15 protein-coding genes are annotated in these 16938 nt (G+C 64.4%); 11 read left to right on the top strand and 4 right to left on the bottom strand.

Translation table 11 applies throughout. The features are described 5' to 3' along the window. Positions 1-267 precede the first annotated feature (267 nt). The 8 genes from AB7G19_RS01280 to xth all read left to right on the top strand — a co-directional run bounded on the left by AB7G19_RS01280 (position 268) and on the right by xth (position 10438). Positions 268-606, top strand: coding sequence for a P-II family nitrogen regulator (locus tag AB7G19_RS01280; protein WP_008142813.1), 339 nt, complete (start codon positions 268-270; stop codon positions 604-606). Between the two features lie 37 nt (positions 607-643). Beyond that, positions 644-2092: an ammonium transporter gene (locus AB7G19_RS01275; RefSeq protein ID WP_085403070.1), complete on the top strand. Its 1449-nt coding sequence runs from the start codon at positions 644-646 to the stop codon at positions 2090-2092. A 217-nt stretch (positions 2093-2309) separates the two neighbouring features. Further along, the gene (locus tag AB7G19_RS01270) at positions 2310-3908 is read left to right on the top strand and encodes a caspase family protein (protein WP_441267671.1); all 1599 of its coding nucleotides are present in this window, start codon (positions 2310-2312) and stop codon (positions 3906-3908) included. A gap of 137 nt (positions 3909-4045) precedes the next feature. Next, positions 4046-4450, top strand: coding sequence for a GFA family protein (locus tag AB7G19_RS01265; protein ID WP_028158682.1), 405 nt, complete (start codon positions 4046-4048; stop codon positions 4448-4450). 361 nt (positions 4451-4811) lie between these two features. Beyond that, a complete protein-coding gene (locus AB7G19_RS01260) occupies positions 4812-6026 on the top strand; it encodes an aminotransferase class I/II-fold pyridoxal phosphate-dependent enzyme (RefSeq protein WP_063980292.1) in 1215 nt (404 codons plus the stop codon). 9 nt (positions 6027-6035) lie between these two features. After that, on the top strand, positions 6036-8519 hold the full coding sequence (locus AB7G19_RS01255; protein ID WP_085403073.1) for a DNA translocase FtsK: 2484 nt from the start codon (positions 6036-6038) through the stop codon (positions 8517-8519). A 150-nt stretch (positions 8520-8669) separates the two neighbouring features. Continuing rightward, entirely contained in the window at positions 8670-9422 is a 753-nt protein-coding gene (locus AB7G19_RS01250; protein WP_063980290.1) for an outer membrane lipoprotein carrier protein LolA, read from the top strand. 200 nt (positions 9423-9622) lie between these two features. After that, positions 9623-10438: an exodeoxyribonuclease III gene (gene xth, locus AB7G19_RS01245; protein ID WP_014490778.1), complete on the top strand. Its 816-nt coding sequence runs from the start codon at positions 9623-9625 to the stop codon at positions 10436-10438. 14 nt (positions 10439-10452) lie between these two features. Here xth and AB7G19_RS01240 read toward each other — a convergent pair whose 3' ends face one another. Then, positions 10453-10899 carry a cyclic nucleotide-binding domain-containing protein gene (locus tag AB7G19_RS01240; RefSeq protein ID WP_071908749.1) on the bottom strand — a complete coding sequence of 149 codons (447 nt, stop codon included), beginning with the start codon at positions 10897-10899 and terminating at the stop codon, positions 10453-10455. Between the two features lie 59 nt (positions 10900-10958). Then, positions 10959-11645 carry a response regulator transcription factor gene (locus AB7G19_RS01235; protein ID WP_007598630.1) on the bottom strand — a complete coding sequence of 229 codons (687 nt, stop codon included), beginning with the start codon at positions 11643-11645 and terminating at the stop codon, positions 10959-10961. Between the two features lie 204 nt (positions 11646-11849). Between AB7G19_RS01235 and AB7G19_RS01230 the strand changes: the two genes are divergently transcribed. Together AB7G19_RS01230 and AB7G19_RS01225 are read left to right on the top strand one after the other, a co-directional pair. After that, positions 11850-12419, top strand: a complete 570-nt coding sequence (locus AB7G19_RS01230) for a L,D-transpeptidase family protein (RefSeq protein WP_085403075.1) — start codon at positions 11850-11852, stop codon at positions 12417-12419. 6 nt (positions 12420-12425) lie between these two features. Continuing rightward, on the top strand, positions 12426-13211 hold the full coding sequence (locus tag AB7G19_RS01225; protein ID WP_085403077.1) for a 2-keto-4-pentenoate hydratase: 786 nt from the start codon (positions 12426-12428) through the stop codon (positions 13209-13211). Positions 13212-13241: 30 nt separating this feature from the next. On the opposite strand, the gene AB7G19_RS01220 is transcribed toward AB7G19_RS01225, so the two are convergent. Next, a complete protein-coding gene (locus tag AB7G19_RS01220; protein ID WP_354077141.1) occupies positions 13242-13931 on the bottom strand; it encodes a YggS family pyridoxal phosphate-dependent enzyme in 690 nt (229 codons plus the stop codon). Between the two features lie 109 nt (positions 13932-14040). On the opposite strand from AB7G19_RS01220, the gene AB7G19_RS01215 reads away from it, so the two are divergent. Then, positions 14041-15744, top strand: coding sequence for a diguanylate cyclase domain-containing protein (locus tag AB7G19_RS01215; protein ID WP_441267670.1), 1704 nt, complete (start codon positions 14041-14043; stop codon positions 15742-15744). Here the strand turns inward: AB7G19_RS01215 and AB7G19_RS01210 are convergent. Then, positions 15741-16787, bottom strand: a complete 1047-nt coding sequence (locus tag AB7G19_RS01210) for a GGDEF domain-containing protein (protein WP_201266218.1) — start codon at positions 16785-16787, stop codon at positions 15741-15743. The two genes, AB7G19_RS01215 and AB7G19_RS01210, sit on opposite strands and share 4 nt — an antisense overlap. Between the last annotated feature and the right edge of the window lie 151 nt (positions 16788-16938).

The following is a 16938-nucleotide window of genomic DNA, read 5'->3' as shown; positions in this document are numbered from 1 at the left end:
GCAGCAATTGTGTCGACAGCCTGTCGTGCCCGCTTTTTGATCAGGCGTGACCACGTTTTGAGCGCGACGTAATAGCGCACTGCAGCGCAGCACGCGTCAAACGCGAAAACACCCGTTTTCATAGTCCGTTAGGCAACGCGCCCGATCTGGCACGGCATTTGATTCTAAGGGTGCTGGCTGTGCCCGCGTAGTGAACTTCTCCCTCGTGGCGAACCAGTCGAGAAACGCCCGGCCACGTCCGGACCGGGCCAAGCGGGGATAGGACCCATGAAAATTGTTATGGCGATTATCAAGCCATTCAAGCTGGAAGAAGTCCGTGACGCCCTGACCGCCATCGGCGTTCACGGTCTCACGGTGACGGAAGTCAAGGGATATGGCCGCCAGAAAGGCCATACGGAAATCTATCGCGGCGCCGAATACGCCGTGAGCTTCCTGCCCAAGATCAAGATCGAGGTCGCTGTCGCCTCCGACCAGGTCGACAAGACCATCGACGCCATCACGTCCGCCGCGAAAACCGGGCAGATCGGCGACGGCAAGATCTTCGTCATCAACCTCGACCATGCGGTTCGCATCCGCACCGGCGAGGCCGATGCCGCGGCCCTTTGATTTCGCGCTCAACCTTTACCAATCAGGAGTGAATAAAATGACGTTTAAGCGTCCCTATGGCGCGGGATTGGCGGCTCTCGCAGTCGGCATGTTCGCTGCGACCGCGGCCTATGCCGAGCCAACGGTCAACAAGGGAGACAACGCCTGGATGCTGACATCGACAGTTCTCGTGCTGTTGATGACGATCCCCGGCCTCGCGCTGTTCTACGGCGGTCTCGTCCGTTCCAAGAACATGCTCTCCGTGCTGATGCAGGTGTTCTACACCGTCTGCGTCGTCACCGTAATCTGGGCCGTGTACGGCTACAGCCTCACCTTCACCGGCGGTTCCGACTTCATCGGCGGCTTCTCCAAGGCCTTCATGATGGGCGTCACCACCGACTCGAAGGCCGCGACCTTCTCGGTCGACGCCAACATCTCGGAGCTCATCTATATGTGCTTCCAGATGACCTTCGCGGCGATCACGCCGGCCCTCATCGTCGGCGCCTTCGCCGAGCGCATGAAGTTCGCGGCAATCGCGCTCTTCATCCCGCTCTGGGTCACGCTGATCTACTTCCCGATCGCGCACATGGTCTGGTACTGGCCCGGCCCGGACATGATCCAGGACGCTGCCAAGGCACTCGCTGCTGCCACTGATGCGGCTGCGAAGACCGCGGCGCAGGCCAAGCTCGACGAGATCAACGCCGACGCCGGCTGGATCTTCAAGAAGGGCGCGATCGACTTCGCTGGCGGCACCGTGGTGCACATCAACGCCGGCATCGCAGGTCTCGTCGGCGCTCTGCTGATCGGCAAGCGCGTCGGCTACGGCAAGGAGCTGATGGCTCCGCACTCGCTGACCATGTCGATGATCGGCGCCTCGCTGCTCTGGGTCGGCTGGTTCGGCTTCAACGCCGGCTCCAACCTCGAAGCCAACGGCGGCGCAGCCCTCGCCATGACCAACTCCTTCGTCGCCACAGCGGCCGCCGCGCTGTCGTGGATGTTCGCGGAGTGGATCGTGAAGGGTCACCCGTCGGTGCTCGGCGTCATCTCCGGCGCTGTCGCGGGCCTCGTGGCCGTCACGCCTGCCGCCGGCTTCGCCGGCGTGATGGGTGCGATCGTCCTCGGTCTCGTGGTCGGCGTGGTCTGCCTGTTCTTCTGCACCGTCGTGAAGAACGCGCTCGGCTACGATGACAGCCTCGATGTGTTCGGCGTGCACTGCGTCGGCGGCATCGTCGGCGCCCTCGGCACCGGCATCCTCGTCAATCCGGCGCTGGGTGGTGCGGGCATCATCGACTACACCGCGATCCCGCCGAAGGTTGCCGATTACGACTTCGCGGCGCAGATGATCTCCCAGCTCTGGGGCGTCTGCACCACGCTGGTGTGGTCGGGCATCGGTTCGGCGATCCTCTACAAGGTCGTCGATGTGATCGTTGGCCTCCGCGCCAATGTCGAGACCGAGCGTGAAGGCCTCGACATCACCGAGCACACCGAGCGCGCCTACAACATGTAACTCTTCTCCCGGGCGCGGCCTCCGCGGGGGCCGTGCCCACAACTACGGTTTGGGGCACATACCCGGCAATGTCCCGACCGTTGAGGGGCTCCAGCGCAAGCTGGAGCCCCTTTCTTTTTGGCGCGCCGCATCGTCGCAGCGGCCACGCCTGCACCAAGCCCAAATTGCATTGTCCCGAAACTGGTGAATATCATGCTCCCGTCCGGAGCACGGTCTCATGAGCCTGTTGCGTTTCGTGGCTTTGTGTTTGCTGTCGCTTGCCCTGTCTGCCCTCGACGCCAAGGCCGACAAGCGCGTTGCGCTGGTGATTGGCAACGGCGCCTACCGGAACGTTCCCACGCTCGCCAATCCGACCAATGATGCGGCCGACATCGGCGCGGCGCTGAAGCGATCGGGAGTCGAGCCCCTGGTCGCGACTGATCTCGATCAGGCCGCCATGCAGGACACCGTTCTTCGCTTTGCGCGCGAGGCCCGCGGCGCCGACGTCGCCCTGTTCTATTACAGCGGACACGCGCTGCAATTCGCAGGCGTCAACTATCTGGTGCCCGTCGATGCCGTCGTGCGCGACGAGGTCGATCTGCGGCGCCTGGTGCGCGCCGACGAGATCCTGGCGGATTTGCAGCAGGCCAAGAACCTGCGCATCCTCGTGCTCGACGCCTGCCGCGACAATCCCTTCGCGGACGAGCTCCGGCGAAACATCGGGCAGGGGCGCGGCGTAACCGTCAGCCGCGGGCTGGCCAAGATGGAGAGCCCGGAGGGCACCATCATCTCCTATGCGACCCAGGCCGGTCGCACGGCCGACGACGGCAACGGCCGCAACAGTCCCTATACCAGCTCGTTCCTGGAGCACATCAGCGACAGGGACAACATCAATACAGTGTTCCAGACCATCGGCGCCGGCGTCTACAAGCGCACCAAGGGATCACAGGTCCCGGAGCTGTCGTTGTCGTTCTTCGGCGAGTTTTACCTCAATGGCAAAGCCGAATCCGCGGCGCTGACACCATCTTCACCTCGGACTGACCCTTGCGCAGAGGCCGCCGACCATTGGCGCGGTGCGGACGCGCTCGGGACCATCACGGCCTTCAAGGATCATCTGCTTCGCTTCCCGTCCTGCGCCTTTGCAGACCTGGCGAAATACCGCATCGAGCTGCTGTCGAAATCCATCGACAGCGCAAAGCGCCCGACGACTTTCGACGGAACCTGGATCGCCAACGAAAGCTGCGAGAGCAAACCGCCTTTTCCGGAAGCCCATCGCCAATATGTCTTTCGCATCAAGGAAGGAGTGCTGCACACGGTGCTCGGGGACGAGGGCAAGCCCGGCTCTGTGAGCTATGACGGCAAGATCGAAGCGGACGGCAACAGCACTATCTCCGTCAACGGTATCATTGGCGACAAGGATCCGCTGAATCGCGCCGCGGGCTCGTCCTATCGATACAAGATCGTGCTCGAACTGAAGGCTTCCAAAGGGGCTGGGGTCCGCACGGAAACCTATTGGCCGTGTCGCTACGACTTTTCAAAGGTATCAGCGCCAAGCGGAGAATCCGAGCGGAGGCAGCCCGACCCGAAGCGCGCCGCAAAGCGCAATGACAATGCGGCTGCTGCGCCTTCCGATCGGCGCGACGGCGGACAGGCCGCGCCGGGCGGCAACGGGATGAGCTGCTCCACGATGCGCAGAAATTGCGCGGTGGCTTGCGTCAGTTTTGGCGGCCAGCCCAATTGTGGCTCAACCTTCTGCGTGCGGCAGGAAGCGGAATGCATGAGCAGCGGATGCTGGAGAAGTCGAGCTTTCAACGGCTGCGGCATCGCCAAGCGATAGGCGCAAGGCATTCTCCGCAGCCTTCCCATCGAGAACGCCATGTTCTTTTTGACCGTTGCGCAAAAGAAATAGATTGCCATTTCAGATTGCCGGCGCAGAAATATCGACCACAACGAAAAACAAATCGGGAGGTCGTCATGCGTTTGGAAGGCGGATGCTATTGCGGCGAAGTGCGCTACGTGGCCGAAGGCGATCCGATGATGCAGGCCCAGTGTCATTGCCGCGAGTGCCAGTACATCTCGGGCGGCGCGCCCAACACCTTCATCGCAATGCCGGTGGCCGGCTTCAGCTACATCACCGGGCAGCCCAAGCAGTTCACGCGCAAGGATCTCGAACGCGCCGTCACGCGCGAATTCTGCGCCGAATGCGGCACCCATCTGGTGACCAAGGTTCCGGGACTGCCAGCGGCGATCCTGAAGGTCGGCACCCTGGACGAGCCAAAGCAGTTCCATCCGCAGATGGCGATCTACACCTGCGACAAGCAGGAGTTCCATGCGATCCCCGCGGGGATGGCGACGTTCGAGAAATTGCCGGGGCACTAGGCGCGCCCATATCCGGAAACTCGTCATGCCCGGGCTTGTCCCGCCTGCGCGGCCGAAGCCCGCTTCGGCGAGGCGAAGGCCCGGGCATGAACGTTCTTGGGTACGGTAGAATGCGCCGGGGATGGCCGGGACAGGCCCGGCCATGACGGGACCCAGGCCCGCCATGCGTCCGCTGTATCCGGCCTCATTATTCCCGCTCCGGACGGGCCGGACCTCAAATCCAGGTCACGGAAATGACTCTTGATGGCGCGGAAAGCCGATGGTTAATCGCGTCTTAACCTCGCCCTATCTATGGTGAAGTGAACCGCTTCCCGCCGGCGCCTTGGTGCGACCGGCTGTTCCAAGAGTGCTGGCGTCCAGAATGGCTATAACCGCTTCATCCCGTGCGCCGCAGGACAGTGGAAGCTCCGATAGCGAACGCTCGCCCTTCGTCCGGCTGAACGAGCTGCTGGCACCCCATCAGCCGGGTAAGCCCTTGATTACGCTTGCCGTCGGCGAGCCCCAGCATCCCGTGCCTGACTTCGTCGGCCCGGTGCTGGCCAAGCACATCGCCGATTTCGGCCGTTACCCCGCGAACAAGGGCACCGACCCGTTTCGCACAGCAGCGGGTGCCTGGCTGTCGTCGCGCTTCAAGCTGCCGCGGCCGCTCGACCCCGAGAACGAGATTCTCGTCCTCAATGGCAGCCGCGAGGGGCTGTTCCTCGCCGCGATCGCGGCCGCGCGCTATGTCGGCCCGCGCCCCGGGAAGCCCGCCATCCTGATGCCGAACCCGTTCTATCCGGTCTATGGCGCCGGCGCCCGCGCCGCGGCCTGCGAGCCGGTCTACCTGCCGACCACCGTGGAAAACGGCTTCCTGCCCGATCTCGATGCCATCGACGAAGCGACGCTGGCGCGCACGGTGGCGTTCTATCTGGCCTCGCCCGCCAATCCGCAGGGCTCGGTCGCCAAGCCCGACTATTTCAGACGGTTGAAGCAGCTCGCCGACCGCTACGGCTTCGTGATCCTCAGCGACGAGTGCTATTCCGAGATCTACACCCGCGAGGCCCCAGGGAGCGCGCTCGAATGCGCCGGCCCTGATTTCACCCGCGTGGTTGCGTTCCAGTCGCTGTCGAAACGCTCCAACCTGCCGGGCCTACGCGTCGGTTTCGCTGCCGGCGACAAGCGATTCATCGGTATGTTCCTCGAGCTGCGCAACATCGCGGCGCCGCAGGTGCCGGTGCCGCTCCAGCATGTCGCGACCGTTGCTTACGGCGACGAGGCGCATGTCGAGGAGAACCGCAGGCTCTACCGGATCAAGTTCGATCTCGCCGACCAGATCATCGGCGATCGTTACGGCTATCGCCGGCCTGACGCGGGCTTCTGCGTCTGGCTCAACACGTCCGCGCTCGGCGACGACGTGTCGATCACACTCAGGCTCTTCAAGGAAGCAGGCGTACGCGTGGTGCCCGGCAGCTATCTGGCGCGGCTCCAGCCCGACGGCTTCAATCCGGGCGCAGGTTTCATTCGCCTCGCGCTGGTGCAGGATGGCGAGACCACGGCGCAGGCGCTGCACCGCCTGGTCGAGACTCTGGGTTAGGCGGGGCCCATGAGCATGTCGGCAATCGAACGTGTCATTCCACTGGTCGGCCATCTGCCACCTTCGATCCGCGAGGGGCTGGCGCGGCGTATGCGCGAGCTCACCGGTTTCGGCCTGATTGCATTGTCCGGCGTCGCCTCGGCCGCGCTGATGACCTGGTCGGTCCAGGATCCAAGCCTCAGCCACGCGACCTCACGGCCGATCCGCAACATTCTCGGCTATGCCGGCGCGATTGGCGCCGACCTTGCGATGCAGATCCTAGGGCTCGGCGCGATCATGCTGGTCCTGACGGTCGCGGTCTGGGGCTGGCGCATGATGACCCATCGCCCGTTCGACCGCGAGGCGCTGCGGCTCGGTTCCTGGATTCTCTGCACCGTGATCGCTGCGGGCTTTGCCAGCTGCTGGCCGCATGGCGGCGCCTGGCCGCTGCCGACCGGCCTCGGCGGCGTGGTCGGCGATGCGCTCGTACGCGCGCCCGCGGTGATTTTCGGACCGGCGGGCACGATCTATCGCATGGTGCTGGGCACGATCCTGTTCGCCGCGATGGGCGCGACCTTCCTGATCGCCTGCGGCCTCGGCGCGCGCGCGCACGACGACGAGTTCGCGGAGATCGAGGACGACGACAAGCCGCTCGACGAAGACGAGGAGAGCGATCGCGGCTCGGTGTCGCTGGGGTGGCTGTTCCACGCATTGATGAGCACGAAGGCGCGGCTGATCTGGCTGCTCGGCACCGCTTACCGCTCGCTGGTCTCGAGCGGACCGAAGACCAAAGCCGTTGCGTTCAGCCGCCAGGAGCCGAATCTCGGCGCCGGCCGCGCCGCGCCGTCGATCTCGCCGCAGTCCGAAGACGAGATTGACGAGGACGAGCACGAAGAAGAGGAAGACGAGGAGGAGGAGGAAGAGCAGGAGCCCGCCGCGCGCGCCCCGCGCAAGAAGGCTGCACCGAAGGCCGCTTCCAAGAAATCCTCCGACAAGTTCGAGCTTCCGTCCGTGTCCGTGCTGGCCGCGCCCAAGGCGGGCGATCGCCAGCCGCTCAGCAAGGCTGAGCTGGAAGCCAATTCGCGTTCGCTCGAAGGCGTGCTGCAGGATTTCGGCGTGCGCGGCGAGATCGTGAAAGCCAATCCGGGTCCCGTGGTCACACTGTACGAGCTGGAGCCGGCGCCCGGCATCAAGTCATCGCGCGTGATCGGTCTCGCCGACGATATCGCCCGTTCGATGAGCGCGCTGTCGGCACGCGTCGCCGTCGTACCCGGCCGTAACGCCATCGGCATCGAGCTACCGAATGCGCATCGCGAAAAGGTCTATCTGCGCGAGCTGCTGGTCGCCAAGGAGACTGTCGATTCGGTTGCGAAGCTGCCGCTCTGCCTCGGCAAGACCATCGGTGGCGACCCCGTGATCATCGACCTCGCGCGCACGCCGCACATGCTGATCGCCGGCACCACCGGGTCCGGCAAGTCGGTCGCCATCAACACCATGATCCTCAGCCTGGTCTACCGGCTGCGCCCGGACCAGTGCCGCCTGATCATGGTCGATCCGAAGATGCTCGAACTCTCCGTCTATGACGGCATTCCCCATCTGCTCACGCCTGTTGTGACCGACCCGAAGAAGGCGGTGGTCGCGCTGAAATGGGCCGTGCGCGAGATGGAAGAGCGCTACAAGAACATGGCCAAGCTCGGTGTGCGCAACATCGACGGCTACAATACGCGCCTGCTCGAATTGAAAGCCAAGGGCGAGGAACCGACGCGCACGGTGCACACCGGCTTCGACAAGGAAACCGGCAAGGCGATCTACGAGGAAGAGAAGCTCTCGCTCGACCCGCTGCCCTACATCGTCATCATCGTCGACGAAATGGCCGACCTGATGATGGTCGCCGGCAAGGACATCGAAGGCGCGGTGCAGCGTCTCGCGCAGATGGCGCGCGCCGCCGGCCTGCATGTGATCCTCGCGACGCAACGCCCGTCGGTCGACGTCATCACCGGCACCATCAAGGCGAACTTCCCGACCCGCATCGCCTTCCAGGTGACGTCCAAGATCGACAGCCGCACCATCCTGGGCGAGATGGGCGCCGAGCAGCTGCTCGGGCAGGGTGACATGCTCTACATGGCGGGCGGCGGCCGCATCAGCCGCGTGCACGGACCTTTCGCATCGGACGAGGAAGTCGAGAAGGTGGTGCGGCACCTCAAGACGCAGGGCCAGCCCGAATACCTCGAGGCCGTCACGGCCGAAGAGCCGACCGAGGACGAGGACGGTGGCGCCGTGTTCGACGCCAGCGGCATGGGCGCGGATGGCGGCGGCGATCTCTTCCAACAGGCCGTGGCCATCGTCAAACGCGACCGCAAGGCCTCGACCAGCTACATCCAGCGCCGGCTCCAGATCGGCTATAACCGTGCCGCGTCCTTGATGGAGCGCATGGAACTCGAGGGCATCGTCGGACCCGCCAACCACGCCGGAAAGCGCGAGATTCTGGTCGAGGAAGAAGACAGCCATATGTGAGGCGAGCCGCCTCTGAACATAATTTCACGCAAAATCGATATCTGCAGTAGCGAAATCACGCTAAAAGGGCGCCCAGCCACACAGGACGACGCGTTGATCAGACATCCGGACATTCGATTCGCTGCCACCATCGCTGCGCGAAGCGCGCGCATGGCCGGTGTGCTTCTCGTCACCGCCGCGATGGTGACCGCGGCGTCGTTCGCGCAGACCGTGCCTGTGCCGAAGCCCGCGCCGAAGGGCCGCGATGGCGGTTCGGCCGGTGGGCCCGCCGTCACCGGCGCGACCCAGACGCCGCCGAACCCGGTCATCCCGGATCCGCGCCGCAACGTGCCGACCAGCATCTTCCAGACCTTCGACGCCAACCAGAAGGCGCAGGCGGCCAAGGTCAGCGCCTATCTGTCCTCGCTGTCGACGCTGGTAGGAAATTTCGTCCAGGTCGGCCCCGACGGCAGCAAGACGCAGGGCGATTTCTACATCCAGAAGCCCGGCAAGGTGCGCTTCGAATATGACGCGCCAAGCCCGATCGACATCGTCGCCGACGGATCGTCGCTGGTGGTGCGCGACCGCAAGCTGGCGACCCAGGACGTCTATCCGCTGTCGCAGACGCCGCTGCGCTTCCTGCTGTCCGATCGCATCGACCTGATGAAGGACACCAACGTCGTCAACGTCTCGGCTGATGACGTCTTCGTCAGCGTCACCATCGAGGAGAAGCAGGCGCTGGTCGGCACCAGCCGCCTCCTGCTGATGTTCGGCGCCAAGGACGGCCAGTTGAAGCAGTGGACCGTCACCGACCCGCAGGGCTACGACACCACGATCGCGGTCTACAATCTCGATGCGGGCAAGAAGCTCGATCCTGCCATGTTCAAGATCGATTTCACCAATTACGGCCCATCGCCGGGTTGAAAGCTCTACTGCCGTAGGGTGGGCAAAGGCGCATTAGCGCCGTGCCCACCATCTCTCCTTGCGGCAGGCATGGTGGCACGCTTCGCTTTGCCCACCCTACGAGGGCTTGCTACGAACCTTGCACCCACCCGCTAAAAGACGTGGGCACGGCGCTTTGCGCCTTTGCCCACCCTACGAGAGCTTGCTAAGACGCGTTCCTCATGCGTCTTTCCCTGACAACCTGGAACATCAACTCGGTGCGGCTTCGCATCGACCTGGTCGCGAAGTTTCTCAAGAGCGCGCGGCCGGACGTGCTGTGCCTCCAGGAGACCAAGTGCATCGACGATGCCTTTCCGCTGAAGCGTTTCAAGCGGCTCGGCTATGAGCATGTCGCGCTGAACGGGCAGAAGGGCTATCACGGCGTCGCCATCGTCTCGAAGATCCCGTTCGAATCGAAAGACATCCGCACCTTCTGCGACAAGGTGGATTCGCGCCACATCTCGGTCTCGTTCGGCGAGAAGGCCAGCATCGCAAAGCCGCTGGTGCTGCATAATTTCTACGTGCCCGCCGGCGGCGACATTCCCGATCCCGCGCTGAACGAGAAATTCGACCACAAGCTTCGCTTCCTCGACGAGATGAAGGCCTGCGAGCCGCTGCATCCGCGCGGGGAGGATCGCCACATCCTGGTCGGCGATCTCAACGTCGCGCCGCACGAGAACGACGTCTGGTCGCACAAGCAGCTTCTGAAAGTGGTTTCGCATACACCTGTGGAGACCGAGAAGCTGCAAGCCGCGCTGGCAGCCGGTGAGTGGGTCGACGTCGCGCGCGAGCGTTTTCCGATGTCGGAGAAGGTCTATACGTGGTGGAGTTATCGCTCCGCCGACTGGACCGTCGGTGATCGCGGCCGCAGGCTCGACCACATCTGGGTCTCGCGCGCATTGAAGGACGCGGTCAGCGATTTCAAGATCCTGCGCGACGCGCGGAGCTGGGAGCGCCCGTCGGACCACGTGCCGGTGACGGTGACACTGGAGGTTTGACGGCGCCGCCCGGGCTACGACGACGTCAGCTTCGCGCCCGCCATCAGGATATCGCTCGCGATCTGGCTGGAGCGCACCGCGAATTCGTCACGCAGGCGCACCGCAGCCGCGGGGTCACTCTCGAGCACGCGTTGAAACAGACTGCGGGCGACGCGGATGACGGAGGCGTGCTCCAGCGCGACCGCGCTCGACGGCCGCTTCATCGGCACCACCAGCGCGAGCTCGCCGATCAGCGCGCCGGGACCTGCGATCATCTCCGCGCCGGCGCCGTCGTCGACCCGAAAGGCGCCGCGTTGAACCACGTATCCGGCATCGGCTTCGTCGCCGAGATTGAACAGGACGTCGCCGCGGACGAAATTACGCTGCTCGGAGCCGATCGCCAGCATGCGCAACGACGCGTCTCCCAACAAGCGCAGTGTCGGGACACGCTCGAGAAGCGCTACGTCGTCGTCGATTGACATTTAGGTCCGGGGCTCAAAGGGCATGCGATCTAAAACGATTCGCACGCCCCTAAAGCGTATCACGGCACCAGCTTGTAGCCACCGGCTTCCGTGACCAGGATCTCCGGATTGGCGGCGTCCTTCTCGATCTTCTGGCGGAGGCGGTAGATGTGGGTTTCCAGCGTGTGGGTGGTGACGCCGGAATTATAGCCCCAGACCTCCTGGAGCAGGGTCTCGCGCGAGACCGGCATCTGGCCGGCCCGGTAGAGGAAGCGGAGGATGGCGGTTTCCTTCTCGGTGAGCCGGACCTTGCGGGCATTGGCCGCGGTCAGCATCTTCGAGCCCGGGCGGAAGGAGTAGGGGCCGACCGAGAACACCGCGTCCTCGCTCGCCTCGTGCTGGCGGAGCTGGGCGCGGATGCGGGCCAGCAGTACGGCGAAACGGAAGGGTTTTGCGACGTAGTCGTTGGCGCCGGATTCCAGCCCCAAAATCGTGTCGGAATCGGTGTCATGCCCGGTGAGCATGATGATCGGCGCCTTGAAGCCGCCCTTGCGCAAGGAACGAACCACCTCGCGGCCATCTGTGTCGGGCAGGCCGACATCCATCAGGACGAGATCGGGGGCATTGGCCTTCGCGGCGCTCGCGCCCTTGGCCCCGGTATCGACGGCGGAGGCCTCAAATTCTTCGTGCAGCGATAATTGCTCCACCAACGTATCGCGCAGATCGGTATCGTCATCCACGATGAGGATCTTGCGGGCATTGGCCATAGGGGGTCATCCTTTTGGAGTCCGGCTCGGCGCGCATGCATGCTGCACCCAGCCGCGAGGGAAAGTTAGGGGGGTCGCCGTTATTATTGTTGTTCGTGTTGAAGTAGTGGGCTGTTACCGATTCACAAGCCAGAAGCACTCTAACTCAAAATCTCAGGCCGTTTTGATGAATGTCCTGTAATGAATTCGACATCGCACGTTCACATGAAAAACAAAGCGAATTCAGCTAGTTACCCAAGGAATCGAAGCTCCGGACCGCTTCGAGCGATCCGCGTTAAACCTGCTGCCGGGAATCCGCGCCGGGGCTGGCTGACGGCCGGCGCGCTGACGATCCCGGTGGCGCTGGGGCGGGGCGGAATCCTGGCAAACAAGCGCGAGGGCGATGGCGGCACCCCGCGGGGCAGCTTCCGTCCCAGGCAATTGTGGTGGCGGGGCGACCGCCACAGCCGTCCGCGGACCTTTCTTCCGGCCCGGACCATCGGCAACACGGACGCTTGGTGCGAGGACGCCGGAGATCGCCACTACAATCAGGCGATCCGGCTCGGACCGGAGCAGGGCGGTGACCGTCTCAAGCGGACCGACCATCTCTATGACTTCATCATCGAAATCGACCACAACACCAGACCGCGCATCGCCGGCCGCGGCAGTGCGGTGTTTTTGCATCTGGCGCGCGACAATTTCGGGCCGACCGCAGGCTGCGTCTCGATGACCAAAGCGGCGATGCTGCAATTGCTGCGGCGACTGGGACCAAGAACAAGAATCATCATCGGGTGAGGGCACATGCTCGACAAGGATCAGATCGCCGCCGCATCGCAGGTCCTGGTCAAACATTGGCGCGACGGCACCAAGTTTGACGCGCTGGAGCCGCGGTTGCGGCCGCAGAGCCGCGCTGATGGCTATGCCATCCAGGCCGTCCTCGAAAACCAATCGCTTGGAAAGCTGTTCGGTTGGAAGATCGCGGCGACAAGCGAGGCCGGACAGAAGCACATCAACGTCGCGGGACCGCTGGCCGGCCGCATCATGAGCGACACCGTGATCGCCGACGGCGGCACGGCGTCGATGAAGGGCAACGAGATGCGCGTCGGCGAACCGGAATTCGCCTTCGTCATGGGCCGCGATCTGTCGCCGCGCGCGACGCCGTACAGTGTCGACGACGTGCTCGCCACCGTCGACACCTTGCATCCCGCGATCGAGATTCCCGACTCGCGCTTTGGCGATTTCGCCAGCGCCGGCGAGGCGCAGCTCATCGCCGACAATGCCTGCGCACATCTGTTCGTGCTGGGCGCAGCGACGACTGCGAACTGGCGCGCCATGGATCTCGTCGAGGAGCGGCCGCAGATCACGCTGCGCGGCCAGCGCTATCTCGGCCACGGCAAGAACGTGCTCGGCGATCCCCGTGTTGCCTTGGCCTGGCTTGCCAACGAGCTGCGCGGGCTCGGCATCACCTTGCGGGCAGGGGAGGTGGTGACGACAGGCACGTGCCATCCGCCGCTGCCGATCCAGGCCGGCGATCATTTCACGGTGGATTTCGGCGTACTGGGGCAGGTGTCGGTGGGGTTTGCGTAACCACCGCCGTCGTTGCGAGTGCTGCCGGCTTCACCGGTGCCCGAAGATCGCGCTCCCGACGCGCACATGGGTGGCGCCGAGCATGATCGCGGTGGCGAAATCCGCGCTCATGCCCATCGAGAGATTCTTCAATCCATTGCGCGCCGCGATCTTGGCGGTCAGCGCGAAATGCGCCGCCGGCGGCTCGTCGACCGGCGGGATGCACATCAGCCCGGAGATCGTCAGCCCATAGCTGTCGCGGCAGCTCGCTATGAAGGCATCGGCCTCGCCGGGAGCGATGCCGGCCTTCTGCGGCTCCTCGCCGATGTTGATCTGGACGAACAGTTCGGGGTGCCTGTTCTGGGATTCGATTTCCTTGGCTAACGCCTGGCAAATGCTCGGGCGGTCGACCGAATGGATGGCATCGAACAGCGCCACCGCCTCCTTCGCCTTGTTGGACTGCAGCGGCCCGATCAGATGCAGCGCGATGCCGGAATAGGCGGACGTTAACGCCGGCCACTTGCCTTTGGCCTCCTGCACCCGATTTTCGCCGAATACGCGCTGTCCGGCGTCGATGACCGGGATAATTGCATCCGCGGCGAACGTCTTGGACACCGCGATCAGCGTCACGGAGGCGCGATCGCGCCGCGCTTCCTTGCAGGCGCGGACAATTTCGGCTTCGACCGCAGCGAGCGCGTTTGGTGAATGGCCGGTTACCGGCGTGGCGTTGGTTTCGGTCATGACGTCGGTTCGGACTGGATTGTTGCGGAGCTAGTTCTAATTTTACCGAGTTCAAGAAAGAGTTTTTGAACCCTTCGCTTTACCTTGGCCGATGGGGTGGGCAGCGAAGATGGCAAACGTCAGTTTCAACCGCAAACGAGTGAAACTCAAGCAGGTTCTCGGAATCCGGGCACGGCTTGCGTTGCTCGCGGTGATTCTGGTGACGCCCTTGATGTTCGAGCGCATCCGTTCGCTCGAGGACACGCGCGCGCGGCAGATCGCGCAGGCCGCGACCGAATTCACCACCATTGCAAGACACAGCGCCGATGCGCAGCGCGAAGTGATCTCGTCGGTCGAAACCATCCTGAAATCTGAAGCCTTCATCCGCGCCTCCGCCGGCGGCATCAGCAAGAGCTGCGACGTGCTGCGCGCGAGCCTGCCGTCGAACCTTCCCTGGATCCGCACGCTGTTGATCGCCGGCCAGGACGGACGCATCCAGTGCGCCACCAACAACATGTATGTCGGCCTCGACCTCAGCGACCGGCCTTACTTCCAGCAGGCGCAGGAAACCGGCCGCTTCGTGCTGAGCGACTTCATCCTGTCGCGGCCCGTGCCGTCGCCGACCGTCATGGCGGTTTATCCGGTGTCGGCCTTCAGCGGTGTGGCGGATGCCGTCGTGCTCGCCACCGTGAACCTCGACTGGATGTCGAAGGTCATGAGCAATCTCGGCGGCCGTGCCGGCATCACTGCCGTGCTGGTCGACAGCGCCGGCACCGTGCTCGCCGCGCCGGCTGACCAGCACAGCGCAATCGGCCGTCCGCTCGACAACATGCCGCTGATGTCGGCGATCGCCGACAGGGCGCTGCGTTCGGACCAGGACGAGGGCTCACTCTCCTTCCTCGCCGCCGACGGCTCCCGCCGCGCGGTGAGCTATATCCGCATCGCCGGCACTAACGCCCGCCTGATTGCCAGCATCGACGAGGACAAGGTGTCCGCGGCGGTCAGCCGCGACATCCGCACCGCCTATCTCCAGCTCGCGTTCGTCGTCCTGTTCGTCCTGCTCGGCGCGCTGATCGCCGCCGAGAAGCTCGTGATCAAGCCGATCGAGATGCTGGCCGACATGGCCAAACGCCTCGGCGAGGGCGACCTCTCGGCCCGCGCCGCACGCAACCGTCTGCCGGCCGAGTTCGTGCCGCTGGCCCGCGCCTTCAACGCGATGGCCGCGCAGCTCAGCCAGCGCGAGCGCGAGCTGATCGCGAGCAACGACCGCCTCACCGTGATGGCCTCGATCGACATGCTGTCGGGGCTGGCCAATCGCCGCGGCTTCCAGAGCCGGCTCGACTTCGAATGGATGCGCGCGCAGCAATATGACAGCGAGCTTGCGCTGCTGATGATCGACGTCGACCACTTCAAGCTGTTCAACGACACCTATGGCCATCTCGAAGGCGATTCCTGCCTGACCCGGCTCGGCGAATCGTTGTCCGGCATCGCCGCCGACACGATGGGCTTTGCGGCCCGCTATGGCGGCGAGGAGTTCTGCCTGCTGCTGCCGAACACCGACGTGAACCGCGCCGTCGAGATCGGCGAACAGGTGCGCGCGGCGGTGCTGAAGCTGTGCCTGCCGCACATCACCTCCGCCCACATGATCGTCACCGTCTCGATCGGCGTTGCCGCAACGAAGCCGAACGAGACGCTGCACCCCGGCGATCTCATCGAAGCTGCCGACGCCGCGCTCTACGCCGCAAAACACCGCGGCCGCAACAATGTCATGGAGCACGGCATCCAGGTGATCGAGAACGGCGCGGCCGCCATGATGCTGGCGGCGAGCGCCTAGCCTGCAGCCGCGGCGCGATCGAGCTCGACCTCCGTCACCACGCGATTGCGGCCGCCGCCCTTGGCGAGATAGAGCGCGCGGTCGCAGCGCTCGATGAGATCGGTGATCGTCTCGCCCGCACGATACTGCGCTACGCCGATCGACACGCTGATGCCGGGCAGCGTCTCCCCGGTCGAGCGGCGCGTGATCGTGCATTCGGCGATCGCGCGCCTGATGCTCTCGGCGATCTCGGCGCAAGTGGCGAGATCGGCATCCGGCAGCACGGCGATCAGCTCCTCGCCGCCATAGCGGGCCGACAGATCCTGCTCGCGAACTTTTTCGCGCAGCACTTTCGCAATCAGGCGCAGCACCTGGTCGCCGACACCATGGCCGAAATTGTCGTTGAAGGTCTTGAAGTGGTCGATGTCGAGCATCAGCACGCCGAGCGGCTCGCCCCAATCCGCGGTCGTCTGTGCCTTGCGCAGGAATTCATCGAGCGCCCGCCGGTTCGCCAGCCCCGTCAGCGTATCGGTCCGGGCGCGCTCCTCGGACTTGGAGAGCGAGTCGCGGATCACGTCGAGCTCGCGGGTCTTTTCCGCAAAGCCGGCCTCCAGCCGGGTCGCCCTCGTGGCGGCCCGCGCCAGCTCATTCATGAGCTGGGCGACCAGCGCCTTCGGATCGACACCAGCCCTGCCCTGATCGGCGACCTCGCTGATCGCCTGCATCTGGGAACGATTGTCGGCCATGGCCGTCGCCAGAAACTCCTTCGCCGCCCCCATGAGGGCATGCAGCCGATCGGACGTCTCGGAGGCGACGGCGCCCGCCCGGGGCGCGACATAGGTCTCGAACAGATCCTGGTTGGTCCTGGCGTCGAAGGGACGGTTGTGGTCGATCAGGAGATCGATGGCATTGCGCAGGTCGTCATGGCTGCCTGCGAAATAGTGGAACCAGACGGCAAAATTGGTCGGCGTCGGCGGAATCCGCTGCTCGGCCATGCTCCGCACCGCCCGTCCGGCGAGGGACGCGGCATAGTCGTAATCGAGATCGTCGAAGCCTGATTCCATCGCCTGGCGGGGTGCTGTTGGCGGCCAACCTCGCACCGACCCCTTAATCCGATCCCAATGGGCCGTCCGTACTTTAGCGGAGCAGCCTTGCGGGGGGCCGCCGCCAGCGGCAACCCATTGACCCCCTAAGGACTTCTATGGCCTAGTCCGC

Source organism: Bradyrhizobium sp. 215_C5_N1_1 (assembly GCF_052075935.1).
In the GTDB taxonomy this organism is placed as follows: Bacteria; Pseudomonadota; Alphaproteobacteria; order Rhizobiales; family Xanthobacteraceae; genus Bradyrhizobium; species Bradyrhizobium barranii.
This window is presented reverse-complemented; position numbering and strand designations above follow the sequence as displayed.